23 protein-coding genes and 1 riboswitch are annotated in these 17,936 nt (G+C 41.2%); of the genes, 18 read left to right on the top strand and 5 right to left on the bottom strand.

Annotated elements, in window-relative coordinates:
- Positions 1–81: 81 nt before the first annotated feature.
- The 4 genes from CJ305_RS11855 to CJ305_RS11840 are packed head-to-tail and all read right to left on the bottom strand — an operon-like array spanning position 82 to position 2,088.
- Complete coding sequence (locus CJ305_RS11855; protein ID WP_099646495.1) at positions 82–618, bottom strand: DUF4252 domain-containing protein; 537 nt, start codon at positions 616–618, stop codon at positions 82–84.
- A 1-nt stretch (position 619) separates the two neighbouring features.
- The gene (locus tag CJ305_RS11850; RefSeq protein WP_099646494.1) at positions 620–1,138 is read right to left on the bottom strand and encodes a DUF4252 domain-containing protein; all 519 of its coding nucleotides are present in this window, start codon (positions 1,136–1,138) and stop codon (positions 620–622) included.
- A 16-nt stretch (positions 1,139–1,154) separates the two neighbouring features.
- Positions 1,155–1,592, bottom strand: coding sequence for a hypothetical protein (locus CJ305_RS11845; protein WP_099646493.1), 438 nt, complete (start codon positions 1,590–1,592; stop codon positions 1,155–1,157).
- Positions 1,579–2,088, bottom strand: coding sequence for an RNA polymerase sigma factor (locus CJ305_RS11840; RefSeq protein WP_099646492.1), 510 nt, complete (start codon positions 2,086–2,088; stop codon positions 1,579–1,581). The genes CJ305_RS11845 and CJ305_RS11840 overlap by 14 nt, the downstream gene beginning before the upstream one ends.
- A gap of 110 nt (positions 2,089–2,198) precedes the next feature.
- Here CJ305_RS11840 and CJ305_RS11835 point away from each other — a divergent pair, with 110 nt between their 5' ends.
- A complete protein-coding gene (locus CJ305_RS11835) occupies positions 2,199–3,686 on the top strand; it encodes a S41 family peptidase (protein ID WP_099646491.1) in 1,488 nt (495 codons plus the stop codon).
- Positions 3,687–3,703: 17 nt separating this feature from the next.
- Positions 3,704–5,173, top strand: coding sequence for a S41 family peptidase (locus tag CJ305_RS11830; RefSeq protein WP_099646490.1), 1,470 nt, complete (start codon positions 3,704–3,706; stop codon positions 5,171–5,173).
- A gap of 74 nt (positions 5,174–5,247) precedes the next feature.
- Here CJ305_RS11830 and CJ305_RS11825 read toward each other — a convergent pair whose 3' ends face one another.
- Positions 5,248–7,116 (bottom strand): TonB-dependent receptor plug domain-containing protein, encoded by a 1,869-nt coding sequence (locus tag CJ305_RS11825; RefSeq protein WP_099646489.1) that lies wholly within the window; start codon positions 7,114–7,116, stop codon positions 5,248–5,250.
- A gap of 66 nt (positions 7,117–7,182) precedes the next feature.
- A riboswitch (cobalamin riboswitch) is annotated at positions 7,183–7,462 on the bottom strand.
- A gap of 85 nt (positions 7,463–7,547) precedes the next feature.
- On the opposite strand from CJ305_RS11825, the gene CJ305_RS11820 reads away from it, so the two are divergent.
- From CJ305_RS11820 to CJ305_RS11745, 16 genes are all read left to right on the top strand, one after another.
- On the top strand, positions 7,548–8,696 hold the full coding sequence (locus CJ305_RS11820; RefSeq protein WP_223248867.1) for an ABC transporter substrate-binding protein: 1,149 nt from the start codon (positions 7,548–7,550) through the stop codon (positions 8,694–8,696).
- Positions 8,686–9,714, top strand: coding sequence for an iron ABC transporter permease (locus CJ305_RS11815; protein WP_099646487.1), 1,029 nt, complete (start codon positions 8,686–8,688; stop codon positions 9,712–9,714). The genes CJ305_RS11820 and CJ305_RS11815 overlap by 11 nt, the downstream gene beginning before the upstream one ends.
- 3 nt (positions 9,715–9,717) lie before the next feature.
- The gene (locus CJ305_RS11810; protein WP_099646486.1) at positions 9,718–10,506 is read left to right on the top strand and encodes an ABC transporter ATP-binding protein; all 789 of its coding nucleotides are present in this window, start codon (positions 9,718–9,720) and stop codon (positions 10,504–10,506) included.
- Positions 10,507–10,546: 40 nt separating this feature from the next.
- The gene (rmuC, locus tag CJ305_RS11805; protein WP_099646485.1) at positions 10,547–11,872 is read left to right on the top strand and encodes a DNA recombination protein RmuC; all 1,326 of its coding nucleotides are present in this window, start codon (positions 10,547–10,549) and stop codon (positions 11,870–11,872) included.
- A gap of 54 nt (positions 11,873–11,926) precedes the next feature.
- A complete protein-coding gene (locus CJ305_RS11800; protein WP_099646484.1) occupies positions 11,927–12,178 on the top strand; it encodes a type II toxin-antitoxin system ParD family antitoxin in 252 nt (83 codons plus the stop codon).
- The gene (locus CJ305_RS11795) at positions 12,171–12,473 is read left to right on the top strand and encodes a type II toxin-antitoxin system RelE/ParE family toxin (protein ID WP_099646483.1); all 303 of its coding nucleotides are present in this window, start codon (positions 12,171–12,173) and stop codon (positions 12,471–12,473) included. The genes CJ305_RS11800 and CJ305_RS11795 overlap by 8 nt, the downstream gene beginning before the upstream one ends.
- 63 nt (positions 12,474–12,536) lie before the next feature.
- Entirely contained in the window at positions 12,537–12,905 is a 369-nt protein-coding gene (locus tag CJ305_RS11790; protein WP_099646482.1) for a 6-phosphogluconate dehydrogenase, read from the top strand.
- Between the two features lie 63 nt (positions 12,906–12,968).
- The gene (locus CJ305_RS11785; RefSeq protein WP_099646673.1) at positions 12,969–13,463 is read left to right on the top strand and encodes an acyl-CoA thioesterase; all 495 of its coding nucleotides are present in this window, start codon (positions 12,969–12,971) and stop codon (positions 13,461–13,463) included.
- A 107-nt stretch (positions 13,464–13,570) separates the two neighbouring features.
- The gene (locus CJ305_RS11780; protein ID WP_099646481.1) at positions 13,571–14,086 is read left to right on the top strand and encodes a hypothetical protein; all 516 of its coding nucleotides are present in this window, start codon (positions 13,571–13,573) and stop codon (positions 14,084–14,086) included.
- Between the two features lie 171 nt (positions 14,087–14,257).
- Positions 14,258–15,388 carry a hypothetical protein gene (locus CJ305_RS11775; protein WP_099646480.1) on the top strand — a complete coding sequence of 377 codons (1,131 nt, stop codon included), beginning with the start codon at positions 14,258–14,260 and terminating at the stop codon, positions 15,386–15,388.
- Positions 15,389–15,530: 142 nt separating this feature from the next.
- Positions 15,531–15,827, top strand: coding sequence for a hypothetical protein (locus tag CJ305_RS11770; RefSeq protein ID WP_099646479.1), 297 nt, complete (start codon positions 15,531–15,533; stop codon positions 15,825–15,827).
- A gap of 18 nt (positions 15,828–15,845) precedes the next feature.
- A complete protein-coding gene (locus CJ305_RS11765) occupies positions 15,846–16,226 on the top strand; it encodes a hypothetical protein (RefSeq protein WP_099646478.1) in 381 nt (126 codons plus the stop codon).
- A 23-nt stretch (positions 16,227–16,249) separates the two neighbouring features.
- Positions 16,250–16,609, top strand: coding sequence for a hypothetical protein (locus tag CJ305_RS11760; RefSeq protein ID WP_099646477.1), 360 nt, complete (start codon positions 16,250–16,252; stop codon positions 16,607–16,609).
- Between the two features lie 80 nt (positions 16,610–16,689).
- On the top strand, positions 16,690–17,094 hold the full coding sequence (locus CJ305_RS11755; protein WP_099646476.1) for a hypothetical protein: 405 nt from the start codon (positions 16,690–16,692) through the stop codon (positions 17,092–17,094).
- Positions 17,095–17,136: 42 nt separating this feature from the next.
- Entirely contained in the window at positions 17,137–17,337 is a 201-nt protein-coding gene (locus CJ305_RS11750; RefSeq protein ID WP_099646475.1) for a PspC domain-containing protein, read from the top strand.
- A gap of 61 nt (positions 17,338–17,398) precedes the next feature.
- On the top strand, positions 17,399–17,827 hold the full coding sequence (locus CJ305_RS11745; RefSeq protein ID WP_099646474.1) for a hypothetical protein: 429 nt from the start codon (positions 17,399–17,401) through the stop codon (positions 17,825–17,827).
- Positions 17,828–17,936 lie beyond the last annotated feature (109 nt).

Genomic DNA, 17,936 nt, shown 5'->3' with positions numbered 1-17,936 from the left:
GCTTTTAAACGTCTGCATGCCTGGATTGCAGGCAAAAAAAAGAGGGCAAAAAGCCCTCTTCAAAGCTGACTCTAAAACAGTTTATTTGAATACATCCATAATACCTTCAAAGCTTCCGGTATTTAAGGTTGCGCTGCTGGTATCCATGGTTTCAGCGAAGCGTACCATATCGGCAACATTCATATCTTCGCCTAAAACACGAGCCAGTACAAAGCCCTTATTTTCATCCTGGGCAAATACCACTACCTCATCAATGGCATCTTCATCTCCCTTGATAAAGATACGCATACGCTGCTCGCTATTTCCCACTTTCATCAACTCATCATAATCATCGTTTTGAAGGATTGTTTTGAGCTTTGCGGTTTCGGTATTGAAGAAAGCGGTATCCTTCAAGGAGTACGCCAGCAGATTGATTTTTTTAACTGACTTCACCACTTTTTGCTGGTCTGCCGAAAGCTTTTCGATAGCAGGTGCAATAAGACTGGTAGAGGCTTCAATAACCTTAAAATCATTGTTTTCTTTGCTGTCTATGTAATACTCCTGTAGCGACTGCTCGTTATTGCAACTCATCAAACCGAAGAATGCTAGAGTCAGTATGCTTAGTTTAAAAAATTTCATCTTAGTCTACTTTTACGTTTTTAAGCTCTTCGCTGCCTTCAAAATTGATACTGCTCGCGATTTTACCTATTTCTTTGAGGTCAATGTCACCTGTGATCTTTATGATAACCGTATCTTCATCACCTCCACCGTTTAGAAACATCAGGAATTCGCTTACAAAATCTTCGCTTTTACCCGGCTTGTAGTAAAAATTTACATTTTTACCATCGTCCTTAACACGCATCAACTGCTCCAGTTTTTGGGATGACCTGTACGCATTAAACTCACTCTTCATCATACCTGCCGCTGAAGCGTTCTTTGTTGCGTATACCTGAATTTCCTTAAGGCTGTTTACCATATTGATGTAGTTTTTCATCTCCGGATCTTTAGAGTCGAGATCCATTTTGCCCAGAAGCTTGAACATTTTTTGATTCATAACCATTGCGGTTACATCTTTCATGTCTTCAAACTTCTCAAAGCTCTGTGAAAAACCGGTAAGGCTCACGCTTACCAAAAGGATTGTAATTACTAATTTTCTCATCGTTTTTTGATTTTGATTATTTTAAAATTTGCTTGGTGGTTTCTTCAAAAGCATCAAGCTTATTGAGGTTACCGGTACTCTTGTTTACAAAGTTGCCCATCATAAACAGGGCCTGTTTGGTTTTAAGTGCTGCTACTTCCGGGTCTTTATAAGTCCCAAGATCCTGCTCTGAAGCGGATTGATTATTAAAGGTTAAAAACAATCCCACACAAAGCAAAATACTGGCCGCAATGGGTATCCAATAGCGTTTGGGTTTGTCTTCCGGGAGTTCTAATGTTCGGTTAAAACTACCTTCACGGGCAACTGCAAAGGCTGCAAACAAAGGCTTGTATTCTTCCAGGTGCGCAGCTACTTTGTCACTAGTAAAGTAGTTTTGCAACTGGGCTTCCTGCTCCAGAGAAGTCTCCCCTTCAAAATAAAGCTGGAGCAGCTTTTCGATTTTATCTAATTCCATAGTTGTGTTTTTTTAGCAATTGTTCGCGTATGGTTTTTCGGGCTCTCGAAAGCGTCACACGCACCGCTGTTTCATTTAAATCTAATTCTTCGGCAATCTCGCTGTTACTGTACTGCTCTATGTCACGCATATGCAAAATCAGCCGTTGTTGTTCGGGTAAGTCATTCATCAACTTCAATACCCAATTTACACTGTCCTGATTTTCGGTATGCTTTACCGTATTGTAATGCTCATCTTCGTAATTGGTGTGTACCAGTTGTAAATTGCTGCTGCTTTTCAGCTTTAGCTTATCGTAACAATGATTCTTAGTTATGGTTACTGCAAAGGCTTCTACACTTTTAAGTTTCTTAAACTTTTTGCGATAGGACCATAATTTAATGAGAACCTCTTGTGTAGCATCCTGCGCCTCATCTTCAGAAACCAGCAACCGCTTGGCTAAGCGGTACAGCCGGTCCTGTACGGGAGTCACGTGAGCTAAAAATTCCTTTTGGTTCATCTCTTCTTGTGGTTAGTTATAAGGATGACGACTCAACATAAATTTTGTTACATCATCATCGTTTAATACAATAAACCTTTAAATTTAGCGCTAATAAAATTTGCACCCTTATGAAAAAAATTGCCCTAAATATAGCAGCCTTCCTGGTACTTGCTCTTTCGTGGTCCTGTGCTAACGATCGTGATGACGAATTGGGACCGGTTTCGTTTCTTGAAATAAAAAATTTCATCTACGACGGAATGCAGCTTTACTATTTATATAAACCCGAAGTACCGGAGCTGGCCAACGACTTTTTTGAATCGCGTGATGCGCGGAATGATTTTTTAAACAGCTTTGACACTCCGGAAAATTTCTTTTACAATGGTGTCGTGGCGCCTGTAGACCGCTTTAGTTTTATAACAGACGATTACCGTGAACTCGAACGCAGTTTTGCGGGGATATCAAAAACTTCGGGGATTGAATACGGCTTATCGTTAGACCGTAACGATCCCAATTTTGCCTTTGCCTGGGTGCGTTATGTGTTACCAGACACACCTGCATCTGCTGCCGGTGTTGAACGCGGAATGCTCTTTAACAGCATCAATGGAGAGCGATTGACCACCACAGCTAATGCTGATGGCACCTATTCACTTAGCGCACGTTCCCGCGAATTACTCAATCTGGATGTGTTTAGTATTGACCTGGCCGAATTTGACACCAATGATGATTTACAACCCACGGGAGTAAGCATTGATCTCACTCAGGTAGAATATACCGAAAACCCGGTTTTTATAGCCAAGACTCTCACCGTCAATAACCGAAAAATAGGCTATTTAATGTATAACGCCTACCGGCGGAATTTTGACGTGCAGCTCAACAACGCTTTCGCACAGTTTAAGGCAGATGGCATCGAAGACCTAGTGCTTGACCTTCGGTATAATGGCGGTGGCTCTGTAGAAACTGCTATTGATCTCACTTCGATGATCACCGGGCAGTTTAACGGTCAGGTAATTACCAAACAACGTTGGAACCCCGAGATACAGGCCTTTTTAGAATCTGATGATCCTGAATCTTTAATAGATCGCTTTGACAACACGATTTCAAATGGAAATGCTATTAACAGTCTTAATCTATCCCGCCTCTTTGTAATAGGCACCGGCAGTACGGCATCAGCAAGTGAACTCACCATCATAGGTCTCGAACCTTATATTGATGTACAGACTGTGGGTACAACAACGGTTGGTAAGTTTCAGGCATCTATTACCCTATATGATTCTGATAATTTTAGCCGAAACGACGACAGCTTAAATCCCAGTCATTTTTATGCCATACAGCCGTTGGTTTATACCTATGAAAATTCAGCAGGCACGGTAGGTCCACCTAGCGGTATTATCCCTGATTTTGAACTTCGTGAAAATTTGACCAATCTTGGCGTGCTGGGCGATGAAAGCGAACCCTTGCTTAGTCTGGCTTTAGATCAGATCCTGGGAAGAAGCCCTTCCGGAAAATCAAGAAGTGGTATGAAATTTGAACATTTTACAGCGGTTGAAAACCAAAGCATTGACTTTCAGCGTATGTATATTGACTACCTGCCGGAAGTCTTGCAAAACAAAAAATAAAACCCTTAAAGATGACTATGAAAAAGAATTTTTTAGTATTACTCCTGGGTTTGCTTGTTTTTACAGGCTGTTCTAAGGATGATGGGCCTTCAGAACAATTATCCCGTGCCGATTTTCCTATTCAGGATTTTATTTATCAGGCGATGAATGTGTATTACCTGTATAAAGGTGATATTCCTGAATTAGCTGATGACTATTTTACCTCAACACCTAATTATGTTGAATACCTTTCTGAAAGTCCAAATCCAGAAGATTTTTTCAACAATGAACTGCTTTCAAATCAGGATCGCTTTAGTTTTATTACTGACGACTATGTGGCTCTTGAAAATCAATTTTCTGGTGTAAGCAAAAGCAACGGACTCAAATTTCAATTAGTACGCTTTTCCAATTCTGATAATATTTTTGGCTATGTGCGTTATGTTGCAGAAAATTCACCGGCAGCAAGTTCTGAAATTAAAAGGGGTGATTTATTTACTCAAATCGATGGAACCTCTTTAAACATAAATAATTACCAAGATTTAATCGGTAGAGATTCGTATACACTTTCACTTGCAGAAGTTCAGGAGAATGCTTCTGGTGGCAGAACAGTAGCGGAAACAGGAAAAACAGTAACACTTACCAAGGAAACAAACTTTGCAGAAAATCCTATTCTGATCGCAAAGACGCTTGACGTTGAAGGACAAAAAATCGGCTATTTGATGTACAACTCGTTTGTAAGTCAATATGATGATGAACTCAACGCGGCGTTTGCTCAATTTAAATCGGATGGAATTACAGACTTAGTATTAGACCTCCGCTATAATGGTGGGGGTTCGGTTGCTACTGCAATTGATTTAACCTCTATGGTTACCGGTCAGTTTGACGGAGAGGTATTGATTAAAGAACAGTGGAATGCCGAGGCAATGGCCTATTTTGAAGCCGAAGCCCCAGAAAGTTTACTTAACCGTTTCAATTCTACCATTTTTACAGGTACAAGCCAGGAAGAGCCTATTAACAGTCTTAATTTAAATCGACTTTATGTTATTGGCACGAATAGTACCGCTTCTGCCAGTGAGCTGACAGTTATTGGTTTAGAACCTTATATTCCGGTAACGCTGGTGGGCACGACCACGGTTGGTAAGTTTCAGGCATCTGCAACTTTATACGATGGTGATAATTTTGGTAAAACCAATATCAACCCTGATCATAAATATGCTATTCAGCCTTTAATTTATACCTACTCAAATGCTGATGGTGTGGTAGGACCTCCTTCCGGACTTACGCCAGACATCACCAAAGAAGAAGACATCGCAAATATGGGTGTTTTGGGCGAGCCCACAGAGCCTCTTTTGGCTGCTGCCTTACAGGCCATAACCGGCAAATCCTTTGTTTCAAAAAACAGAAAGGCGCCATTTGATATTCCTGTCAAAACTGTTGGAGAAACCGATATGTTCAGTCCAACTTTTCAGAGAATGTATGATAATAACATACCTGTTATCAAGAAGTAAGATATTTTAGACTCATAAAAAAACCCGGCTTTTGAATCTTCAAAAGCCGGGTTTTTTTATGTGCTTTGGTTAAGTTACAGCGAAAGATTCAATCCAAATCGAATATTTCTTCCACGTGTGGTATAGCCCACCAACTCAACATAGTCGGTATTGAATACATTGTTGAGGCCTACAAAAAGATTGACCTGATTCTTCAGAATCTTTTGGCTCAAATACAGGTCAAACAACCCATAAGCATCCAGACTTACCCGCTCACCGGTCGCAAAATCGCTGTCACTGCGCTCGCCCCGGTATTGATAACTGGCCGAGAAAAAGGTTCCGCTATTCAGGTTGAGGCCCACCTGACCAAAGGCCGTATGCTTCGGTAAACGCAGCAATTGGCGGTCTTTAGGCTCGGTAAAGGTGTAATTGGCACGCAGATCTAAAACTTTTAAAAGTTTTCCTTCGAGTTCAAATTCAGCACCCTTTACCGCAAAATCTTCAGTCACATTCTGGTATTCGCCTTCAAAAGTCACCGGATCGATGGTCACATAATCTATAAAGTTTTCCTCCAGACGGTTAAAATAGGTTCCGCTTACGCGAAAAGTACCTGCCTTCCATTCTACCCCGCCTTCCAGGGTTCGGTCTTCTTCAGGCTGCAAATCGGGGTTGGCGCCAAAATCTCCATATAATTGCGAAAGCGAAGGCGCGATAAATGAAGTTGCATAGCTTCCAAAAAACTTCAGATAGCCTTCCTGCTGCTCCAAAGAAAATGAGGGGTTGAGGCTATAGGTCAGATGGCTTCCGTACTCGCTGTGATTATTGAGACGTGCACCGGCGTTTACATTCAGTCCAAAATCAGACACATACACCACATTGGCATACGGATCGGTGATTTGAGAAGTTTCGTGCTCCCCAAAATAAGTACGGCTGTTGATGTGATTCAGTCCCAAAACCGTATAAAATTTTTCGTTAAACGTATAGCGGTTAAAGACATCCAAAATATAGCTGTCTGAATCATACGCGTTAGGAAAAGCCGATTGAAACTCGCGCTCAATGCTGTTATAGGCAGCGTTTAAAGTAATGCTTCCCTTGTTGTAGTTGAATTCCGAATTGATCCCACCACGATACTGCTTGCTGAACGAGCGGTAAGCTGCATCTTCCAGCGGGAACGAATTGTCGTAATCCACATCCATCTTATCGTAGTTTCCATAAGCGGTAAGACTGAAACTTTCACCAAAGTCATACCCAAACTTCACTTGCGTGCTGTAACGCGAAAACGGGTCTTTCTCGTTGCTGTCTGCGTCAATAACAGCCGAAAGTCCATCTGTATACTGCTGTGCAAAACCTACCAGATAGGTAAATTTATCAAGCGTACCGTTTACCGCAACCCGGTTTTGAAAATCGTTAAAACTAAAATCCCGGTCATTTTGAGACTCATTGGTTCCGGCAACAGAAGTGGCTTCAAAAGCGATTTTGTCTTTGGAAGCCTTGCTGGTAATGATGTTGATCACCGCTGTAGCCGCGCCGCTTCCGTAAAGGGTACTGGCCGCGCCTTTGATAATCTCAATACGTTCAATACTATTTACATCAAGCAAACGCAAATCGTAATCGGAAGCGATATTTGAAGGGTCATTAAGCTGCACCCCGTCAATAAGTACGAGCACCTGCCGGTTATTACCCCCACGTGCAAAAATGCTGATGTTCTGCCCCGCATTGCTCTGTGCGCCGTTAATGCTGATGCCGCTTACGGTGCTCAGGATCTCGGCAACCGATTTCCCTTCCTGTTTTTCGAGTTCGTCGCGAGTGATCCGGGTCACTACTTTACCGCTGTTTTCGCGTTTCAATTCAAATTTGGAGTCGGTCACCACGACCTCTTCCAGTTTTTGTGGTTCTTCCTGTTGAGCAAAAACCGACAGGGACGCCACTAATGCGCCGCCCAAAACATACTTTTTGGTAATCATTTAAAAATAAAATTGTACGAGAAAAGGTATGAAGTCACCTTCATACAAACCTTTATCCCGAAGGTTTGACAAAAGTGAATAAAGGCAGGTCTCCTGGCTCGCGTATAAAGATCAACCTTCCCGCCTAATACAGGCAGTGGTATTAAAGAGCAATCTTTACCTTCCGCTGATGCGGAAAAAGCTTACAGTTGCGGGAACAGCTCAGGACTTTTTAAAATACGAAGTACAAAATAGGAAATACAAAATCTTTAAATTTTGAACTTTAAACCTTGAATTCTAAATCACCTGATTCCCTTTTAAGGCATTTTTCAGACTGAAAATTGCCACCAAAATTCGGGTACGAAGTTAATCAAATCCATAAGCCTGCACGCCTTTTTTTAATTAATCTTACTTTTGAGGTGGCGTTTAAAAATTCCAAATCCAGTATTATTTTGAAAGCAAAAAACTTAGCCTCCCTTTTCGTCTTGTTCGTGATCGTTTTTACCGGCTGTAAAAATGAAAAAGCAAACGATCCCGCTTCCGCGAAAGCATCACAGGAGCAAAAGATGAAGTATGCTAAGGGCTTCAACATTCTGGATTATGAAGCGTATACGCTGCTCACAGTCACTCAGGCCTGGCCCGGAAGCGATAAAACCTTTCGTTATGCCTTACTGAAACAAGGTCAAAAACTTCCGGACAGCGTAAAGGCCGACGCCGTGATCAACATTCCCCTAAAAAGCATTGTAGTCACCTCGACCACGCACATTTCATCTCTGGAATTGTTACATGTGGAAGCCAGCCTGAAAGGTTTCCCGAATCTTGATTACATTTCGTCTCCTAAAACCCGCGCCCGAATCAAAAACGGCGAAGTACAGGAATTGGGTCAAAACGAGTCAATCAACACCGAAAGCGCCATCAACCTCAACCCGGATGCGGTCATAACCTTTGGTGTGGAAGGCGAAAACAAAACCATCAATTCCCTGCAACGGGCCGGGATTCCGGTTTTGTATAACGGCGACTGGACCGAAATCACGCCTTTAGGCCAGGCCGAATGGATCAAATTCTTTGCAGCCCTCTACGACAAACAGGATCTGGCCGACTCAATATTTAACGGTATCGAAAAACGCTATCTCGATCTCAAACAAAAAGCTTCGACCGCTCCGCAAGAACCCACGGTAATCAGCGGCGCGATGTTTAAAGACGTGTGGTATTTGCCTAAAGGCGACAGCTGGGCAGCAACTTTGGTTGCAGACGCATACGGAGATTACCTGTACAAAGACACCGAAGGAACCGGCAGCGCCGCCCTGAGTATCGAAGAAGTACTCAACACCGCTCAAAATGCCGATTTCTGGATCGCACCCAATGCCTTTGAACGCTTCAGCGATCTGGCAGAGGCCAACGAGGCCTACACCCGTTTTAAAGCCTTCAACGAACAAAATATCTACAGTTTTGCGGCCGCAAAAGGCGAAACCGGCGGGATGTTGTATTACGAACTCGCCTCTTCTCGACCCGATTGGGTGCTTGAAGATCTTGTAGCGATTTTACACCCGCAACTCCTAACCGATCATCAATTTCATTTTTACTCCCGCCTTGAAGACTAGATCAGGTCATAGCACCAAATTTACACTGCTGGGCGTAGGCGTACTGCTCCTGTTGCTGCTCAATATCGCATTGGGATCGGTGTACATTCCGCTTTCTGCAATCTTTAAAGTGATTGCAGGCGACGACAGCATTCGGGAAGCATGGACGTATATTATACTCGATTACCGCATTCCCAAAGCGCTGGCGGCTGTGATGACCGGCAGCGGACTAGCCGTCGCCGGACTTATGATGCAAACGCTTTTTAAGAACCCGCTGGCGGGACCTTTTGTTTTGGGAATAAGCAGTGGCGCCAGTCTGGGCGTAGCTTTTTTTATTTTGGGCGGAAGCGCTCTGGGCCTTACCGCAATACTTCAGGTACACGGCTGGGGCACTATCATCGCCGCTAGTCTGGGCAGTTTTGCAGTGCTTAGTGTGGTAATTGCCGTTGCTTCACGGGTGCGGGATGCGATGGCCCTTTTGATCATCGGCTTGATGTTTGGCAGCCTCACCTCGGCGGTGGTAAGTATCCTCGCCTATTTCAGTCCGGCGGAAGAACTGCAGCGCTATATGTTCTGGTCTTTCGGTAGCCTTGGCGATATTTCGTGGGCGGCGCTGGGAATCCTTTCGCTTTGCTATTCTATTGGCATCGGTTTAGCCTTTAGCATTACCAAAAACCTCAATAGCCTGCTTTTGGGCGATCACTACGCGCAAACGCTGGGAGTTTCCCTGCAACGCAGCCGCTTTGTAATTCTGATTTCAACCAGTATTCTGGCGGGCAGCCTTACCGCATTTGTAGGGCCCATCGCCTTTGTAGGTCTTGCGGTGCCGCACCTCATCAGGCAATGGTTTACAGCCTCTAATCATTGGACACTAATCCCCGCCTGTATTTTGGGCGGTGCGGTGCTGATGCTGCTCTGCGATATTCTGGCCCAATTACCGGGTCTGCCCATCACCCTGCCCATCAACGCGATCACTTCGCTTATAGGCGCCCCCATTGTGATTTGGTTATTAATACGAAAGAAAAAACTCCTGTTTTAAGCGATGTCCTCTACTCCAAAACATAGCGTTTTAACTACCAAAAATCTCGCAGTAGGTTACGGCAAAGCCGAAAAGGAAACCGTGGTGAATACTATCAACCTCGAGTTAAAGGCCGGAAGCTTTGTGACTATGGTGGGCATCAACGGTTCGGGTAAATCTACCCTGTTGCGTACCCTCGCGGGCCTGCAGGAACCGCTTGAAGGGGAAATCTTTCTGGAAGGAAAACCCCTGAATCAACTGGATTCCGCAACCAAATCCTTAAAAATAAGCGTGGTGCTTACGAGTCAGGTGATTTCAAAAAATCTTACCGTACTCGAACTCGTTTCTTTGGGACGCCAGCCCTATACCAACTGGCTGGGTAAACTCACCGAAGAAGATAAAGCCGAAATACAGGCTGCCCTTGCGGCAACCGAGCTCGAAAACCTCAAACACAAAGCCTGCTATGCCCTGAGTGACGGGCAGTTGCAGCGGGCCCTGATCGCACGCGCTTTGGCACAAAACACCGAAGTCATTCTGCTCGACGAGCCTACCACCCATCTCGATTTACACCATAAAGCTTCGATATTCTCCCTGCTTAAAAAGATCGCGCGGCAGCAGCAAAAAACCATTTTGTGTACCACACACGATATTGAATTGGTGCTTTCGCTTTGCGATGAACTTATCGTACTGCACAACAACACCGCCATTCAAAACACGCCCGAAGCCCTGATTGAACAGGGAATTTTTGAAAATCTTTTCCCCGGGATCAATGTGTATTTTGACAAAACCTCCCGCCGCTTTTTAATTCGTTAAGACCCCGGCGTTAGCTATCTTTGAGAAAATTCTCCCCCAAATGGATCAAACGCTATTGCTTATCATTGCTCTGCTTGCCGGCCTTTTAACTGGTGCCGTGATCGCCTATCTGATTACTTCCCTGCGTAAAAATGCACGTTACGCACAGGTTTCTGAACGCCTGAGCAATGCCGAAATACAACGCGGGCAATTGCTAAAACAGGAAGCTGCATTGCAGCAAAAAATCGAGCAATTGCAGGAAGACAAGGAGTTTTATCAAAACGAACTCACCGCCCGCAATACCGCCTTTGAACATTTAGAAGAACGCATCCGCGAAAAAACCGGCGAGCTGGAGCAGCTGCAGGAGAAGTTTACCAAAGACTTTGAACTGGTTGCCAACAAATTGCTGGACGAAAAATCGAGCAAGTTTACCCTGCAAAACAAAGAAAATCTCGATACCATCTTAAAGCCCCTGCAGGAAAAGATCAACAGTTTTGAGAAAAAGGTTGAAGAAACCAATAAGGAAAGTCTGGGGCGTCACAGTGAACTGCGCGAGCAAATTAAAGGTCTGGCGGCTTTGAATCTGCAAATGAGTAAGGATGCAGATAACCTTACCAAAGCGCTGAAAGGCGATGCCAAGATGCAGGGGAATTGGGGCGAACTCATCCTGACCCGAATTCTGGAAAAATCGGGTCTCGAGAACGGCCGCGAGTACTCCTTACAGGACGCGCATACCGATGAAAACGGCAAACGCCTCGTCACCGATGTGCTCATTCATTTGCCCGACGGCAAAAAGATGATTGTAGACAGTAAGGTCTCGCTGGTGGCTTTTGAACGTTATGTTTCAGAAACCGACGAGGCGCTGCGAGCTACGTATTTAAAGCAACACATCCAGTCGGTAAAGAATCACATCAACACGTTGGCTTCCAAAAAATATGAGCAGTTGGTTGCCCAAAGCCCCGATACGGTTTTTCTGTTTGTGCCCATCGAGCCTGCATTTGCACTGGCTTCGGCACACGAACCTCGGCTGTACGAAGAGGCTTTTACTAAAAATGTAATTATCGTTACGCCTTCTACCCTGCTAGCCGCGCTTAAGTTGGTCGAAAACCTGTGGCAAAACGACCGGCAAAAACGCAACGCCATAGAGATCGCTACCCAGGCCGGGCGATTGTACGACTCGTTTACGTCACTTACCGAAGAACTGGCAAAAATAGGCAGTCAGCTGGGAACGGTACAAAACACCTGGGAGCGCACGATGACCAAACTAACCGGTAAGGGCAATCTTGTGAGCCGGGTCGAAAAACTGCGTAAGCTGGGCGCCAAAACCGGGAAACAACTCGATCAAAAGTTGCTTAACAGCGCCAGTGATGATACGTTAGAAAACTAAAAAGTTATTCCGAATTTTACCAATTTTTGGTATTTTTAAGCAAATTTCAAAGTCATGAGTAAAAATACTTCGGTTTCATTAGGAACCTATTTTGACGAGTTTGTAAACAATCAGATTTCGGCAGGGCGGTATAAAAACGTTAGTGAGGTAATCAGAGCCGGGCTTCGGCTTTTGGAAGATGAGGAAACAAAAACCCTGGCTTTACGCAAAGCGGTTCAGGAAGGCATAGATAGCGGTATTGCTTCAGATTTTGATCCTGAAAAACACCTGCAAGCGCTTAAAGCCAGACCTAAAGTAAATGGCTAGTTATCAATTGACCAATAAGGCCGTTCAGGATTTGACTGAAATTTGGGAATACACGGTTGAAAAATGGTCTGAAAAACAGGCCGACCAGTACTATAATTTGCTCATTAAAAGCTGCCAGGAAATTGCCAATAACCCTAAATTGGGCAAAAATTATAAGGGAATAATCCATGAATTGTTCGGACTAAAAACCGGCCGGCACATTATCTTTTATCGAAACCGAATCAATAAACCCATTGAGATTACTCGAATTTTACACGGACGAATGGACTTGACAAAACGAATCTTTGAAAAATAATCACACCTTAACCAGACTACAAATTAGATTTCGCATAAACCGAAAACCTTAAACCGAAAACCCATGAAAAAACTCTTAGCCCTTGTCTTAACCGGAATCATCGCCTTTGCGGTGCTCTTTTACGCATTCGTCTATTTTGTGCCTTACAGTGAGGGTACACGAGCCGGCGAACTCATTAAATTCAGTAAAAAGGGCGTGCTGGTAAAAACCTGGGAAGGCCAGATCAGTCAGGGTATAAGCGGCGCACAGATCTTTGATTTTTCGGTGATGGGCAGTAAGCAGGACGTGATTGATAAGCTAAAAGAATATCAGGGCAGTTATGTAAAACTTACCTACGAGGAGCGCTACGCTACTTTTTTCTTTTGGGGCGACACCAAATATTTTATCACCGACATCAGTAAAGAACAATCCCCGCATTTTAACCGCGAGTAAATCTTAGATACTTTGGAAAACTTTAAAACCATTGAACAATCACAGGTAACCATCAGCGAACTGATGCTGCCTTCACACACCAATTTTAGCGGAAAAATACACGGTGGCTACATCCTCTCTCTGATGGACCAGATCGCTTTTGCCTGTGCTTCTAAACACAGCGGCAATTATTGCGTGACCGCCAGTGTAGATACCGTAGATTTTTTAAGGCCTATTGAGGTGGGTGAACTCGTGGTGATGAAAGCCTCGGTTAATTTCGTGGGCCGCACCTCGATGGTGGTAGGCATACGTGTAGAGGCCGAAGACATTCACAGCGGCTCCATCAAACACTGCAACTCCAGCTATTTTACGATGGTGGCCAAAGATAAAAACGGCGACTCGGTACCCGTGCCCGGCCTTATTTTGCAAAACGAAAAGCAGATGCGCCGCTTTTTAAAAAGCCTCAACCGCCAGGAAATGAAAAAAAAGCACCGAAAGGAGTCTTCTGCCAAACACGAGATCAACAACGAAGATCTCGAGATTCTTAAAAATTCGCATAAGGTGCAGTTGAAATATTAATAACGTAAGAAACGGACCTAATGCGTGGCGATACCCCGCCATCTCTTTTATAAACAGGTATAATTAGGTGGATATAATAAGTTAACTGCAAGCTGAAAATCGGAACGATGAAAAAATATATAGCAATAATTTTACTACTTACTTCCTTTAAAGGGATTGCCTGTACTTGTGCGATTAAAAAACTATCGGAATTGCAAAAATCGGAAATTGAAAATTCGGAATGTATTTTTATTGGAGAAGTAATTGAGGTCAACGAATCTGATTTGACTTACAAAGTAAAAGTGACCGAATCGCTCGATGGTGGAGATAAAGTCGGAACCGTGTATACTGGAAAAAATTGGAAATATTGTTCGCCTTATATTTCGGAGCTTGGAAAATGGATTATTTATGGACATATGGAAGGCGGTTTCCTACGACTTAATATGTGCGGAATAAGTAGAAGTTTTGAAAACCCAATTATGAATCCAATTCCACTACCTTCACCCGAACTGTTCGAAAAAAATATAACCGAAAAAGAAAGAAAAAAAATCTTTGACAAAATGCAAGCTGAAAATATGAAAAATGCACTATCCGACTTGGAATTGGAATTGAAAGTATTGAGAAAAAGAAGAAATGAAGAATAAAAGCCAGCAGGTAACAATGTTTAACCCGCAATTACGGCGTCCCGAGCCTTCGGGAGACTACGTCTCAATCCACTCGGAATTGCTAAAGTCTGTGCCAAACCGAAAATTAACGATATAAACCCGTAAATGACGGTTATACGAGACCGTTATGAGCAAGCTTTATAGAAAATTTTGAGAAAAGAAGTAAAAATTAAACTACGAAAGATTGCAGATATATGGAGCCATTATATTTGGGAATATAACATCTGTAGAAGAAAAGTAAAATTTGATTCTGCTCTAAAAAAGAATTATTTAGGAGACATTATTGGCTATTTCCAAGATACATTTGATATAATTTATAATGAAAGAAAATCTTCTAATTATGCTGATAGATTTTCTAATCAAATAAGTTTGCTTCAAAGTATTTATATACAACAGGATTTTATAGAAGAAATGCTAAGAATATTTAGATGTGGCATTCAAAAAGGAGATTTAAAAAAAGATCCCAATTACTATAAAAATCGAAATTTAAGAAACGAATTAGTAGGTCATCCAGTTCGGAGAATAAATGGGGAATTTATATCCTCAGCTCTATTTGGATATAATGGAGATAGTTCCAAAATTGTATATCTTCTTTATCATAAGGATAACAACTTCGAATTTGAAAATAAAGAGTTCCAAATCAGTTATATAGTTGAGGAACATACAACTTTCCTGAATAACTATTTTCAAATTATTTTAGATCGTTTACAAACTATACTTATTGATTTTGTAAAAGAGACTGAAAATATTGACCGATGTATTAAAAGTCAAAGCTTAGAGAGATTATTAGATATTTGTGAATTAAAATTTGAGTCAATTCTTAAGTATGATTATTGCTACGACAAAGATTCTTTACTAAGAATAAATTCAAAAAAAGAAGAACATCCTCGATATAAAAATTTCATAGAATCATTCTATCTGGATTTAGAAAAAAGTCTTGAGGAAACTAAAGATTCAATCTCAAACTATTTTAAGGTCGATCCAAATGAGAATTTAAAGAAAATTCCTAATGAAATGCCGATTTTCACGATTCAGTTTGATAGTAATTCGAAAGTAGAAAAAGTTAAATCTAATGACTTAAGTTATCACTACGAATTAGGAAAAATTGCCACAAAGCGTAATCTTCAAGATTTTGAATTTTATTCGGGCTTTCTCAAAAGAAAATGCAAGGATATGCCAATTATCCTAAATGAACTTAACCATATGAAGGAAAATATATGTGATCCAAAAGAATACTATTGTTCCTTTAGATTAATTTCCAAAATATTAAGAGAGGAATAAAGCCAGCACATAACAACGGCTCATCGCCAATAAGCCCCACCGTTAGAAAGAAAATAATTAACGTGATCAAAGAACCAATACTAAGCCGCCAACTGGCTATAAACGAGACCGCTAGGGAGCATTTTTAAAAGACACGCCGACAATGAGCTTGAAAGGGCAAACAGTGAGAATAATAGTGAGTGAACCTTGGGATTGGAAAGAAAATCTTTTCGGGACGATTTTATCTGACCGTGGGGGAGAAAAGTTATTGGTTAAACTGACTAAACCAATAAAAGGCAAAAAATTAACAAACCACCTTATAGAACTTAGACCAAGGTATGAAAAGGAAGCATTTAAACCGCTTGGACAATATTACTCTGTGACTGTCGGTGGTGCTTTAGTAAAAGAAGAAAATGACGAATTTGAATATATAATAATCGGAAGTGTAACGATCGATTAAAATTCTTCTTAAATCAATATGGAAATAAAGAGGATCTTGACTTATTTAATTTTAATCACTTTACTGAGCTGTGATGCTTTAGAATGTAACTACCAAAAACTATCCGAGAGCGAATACAAAATTATAGCAGCCCTAAATCAAAATAAAAAACGAATTGACACCATGTTCAATGATGAATGCCTGAGAGGTTATCTTCACGTTTATATAAAAGAGAAGTCAACTGATTTAGATACGGATAATGAGATTAAGCAAATACTTTTAGAATTAAAAAAAGAAAATATGCAGCGTGATATTTGGGTGTTTAATAGTTCAAATAAATTCTTACACCGCTTTTTTTGGTCTAATGTACACGGTGAAAAAGGCATTATGAAGACAGACCTGCAATATCCAAATCAATAATAATTTTCCTTAAAAAATCTTACGTGATCAAATTACTTCAACTTACCACGCTCCTCCTGCTTTGTATTTCAGCCAAGGCACAAGTGGCAGATTCCATTGAGCAAAGTGATAAGCGCGTTAGGATAATTTGCAGTGCCACGCCTTTAGACCATAAGCCCCTATATGTTGTTGAGCTTGATGAAGATCGAATAGAATTGGACAATTCTGAAAACTTTACTTCTTCCATCGATCGAGATTGGATCAAAGCGGTAAGCATTCTTAAGAAAGATAAGGATATCGAAGTATTTGGGGAAAAAGCAAAACACGGAGTCATCCATATTAAGATTAAAGCTCGTTTTGTTGAACAAGTCAAACAGAACCTGACAAAAAATTCCAGTCATTAAAAAAATATATTAAGCTCCTTTTTAATGTATTTACGGTATTCAGTAAAGGGTTTAAAAAACCGATCTTTATATTTACTAGAATGCAACTCGAAAAAATTTTAAGCACCATAAACTCATACAGCGTGGGACTATTTGATAAACTCTTTGGAAAGAATAAAACCTACTCCAAACCACAAGAACCGGAACATGCTGTAATTGTACATTTTCGTTATGAAATGGATTCACTTGAGCCACTTTATCAATTAGAAGATGCACTTGAAAAGCAAATTAATGAAGAAGGCGTTGGAGAATTTGACGGGCACGAAATAGCTGTTGATCTAAGTGATGGCTTCCTTTATATGTATGGTACAAATGCAGAAACCCTTTTTAAAGCTGTCAAACCGATTTTAGAAAAATCAAATTTTATGAAAGGAGCAGTTGCCAAATTACGATTTGGACCACCCGAAGAAGGTATTAGAGAAATTGAGGTTAAACTCCCAGAATAGCAATCAATACTATTTAAATATTCCTATTCCTTAATTAAAAAAATGAATAATAAAAAACTTACCAAATCCAAGGATAGAATGATAGCCGGTGTTTGTTCCGGGATTGCTGAATACCTGGACTGGCAAACGCATCACGTTAGAATGCTATTCCTTATAGGCACCCTATTAGGAGGTTCCGGACTAATAATCTATACGGTTTTAAACTTTGTAATGCCCAATCCTAAAAATGATTACTTTCAATAAAGCATCATATTGGTAAACTTTCAATGTGCATTAAATAACTAGCTCTATTTTACTTTTTAAAATGAAAATTAAATCAATACTACTCAGCAGTATTTTGGCAATACTCTCTTCCTGTAAAACCTATACGATTCCGGTAGAAAGCTTTCGGAAACAGATGACAAAATCCGGAACTGAAATGCGAAAAGTGGAAATAAATAACCCAATTTCTTACTCCAATATTAAGTATGAAGCTAATAGGATAGAGTCACTTATTGTAATGGACAAAGATGGAAATAATGTAGAAATCGAAAACTTACCCAAATTGGAAATGCGCGTCACAAGAAAAGACGGAAGCAAATACATTCTTCTATTTGACACTGTAGTTGTAGAAAACGATACCCTTAAAGGAGCTCGTTCGAGAATTATTCAAAACTTAAGACGCGAAATCCCTTTAAATGACATCGAAAAAATTGAAATTCAGGATAATGGGAAAGTGTATAAATATCAATAACCAATAGCCTATTCAAGACATTTTGGATGCTACTTAAGTCAGTGCAGTAAGAAATCTATTACTTATTTTGTTCCTCTTTAAGACACTATCCTATTAACTGTGTAAGTTA

The sequence above is a fragment of the Leeuwenhoekiella nanhaiensis genome, from assembly GCF_002744755.1.
GTDB lineage: Bacteria > Bacteroidota > Bacteroidia > Flavobacteriales > Flavobacteriaceae > Leeuwenhoekiella > Leeuwenhoekiella nanhaiensis.
This window is presented reverse-complemented; position numbering and strand designations above follow the sequence as displayed.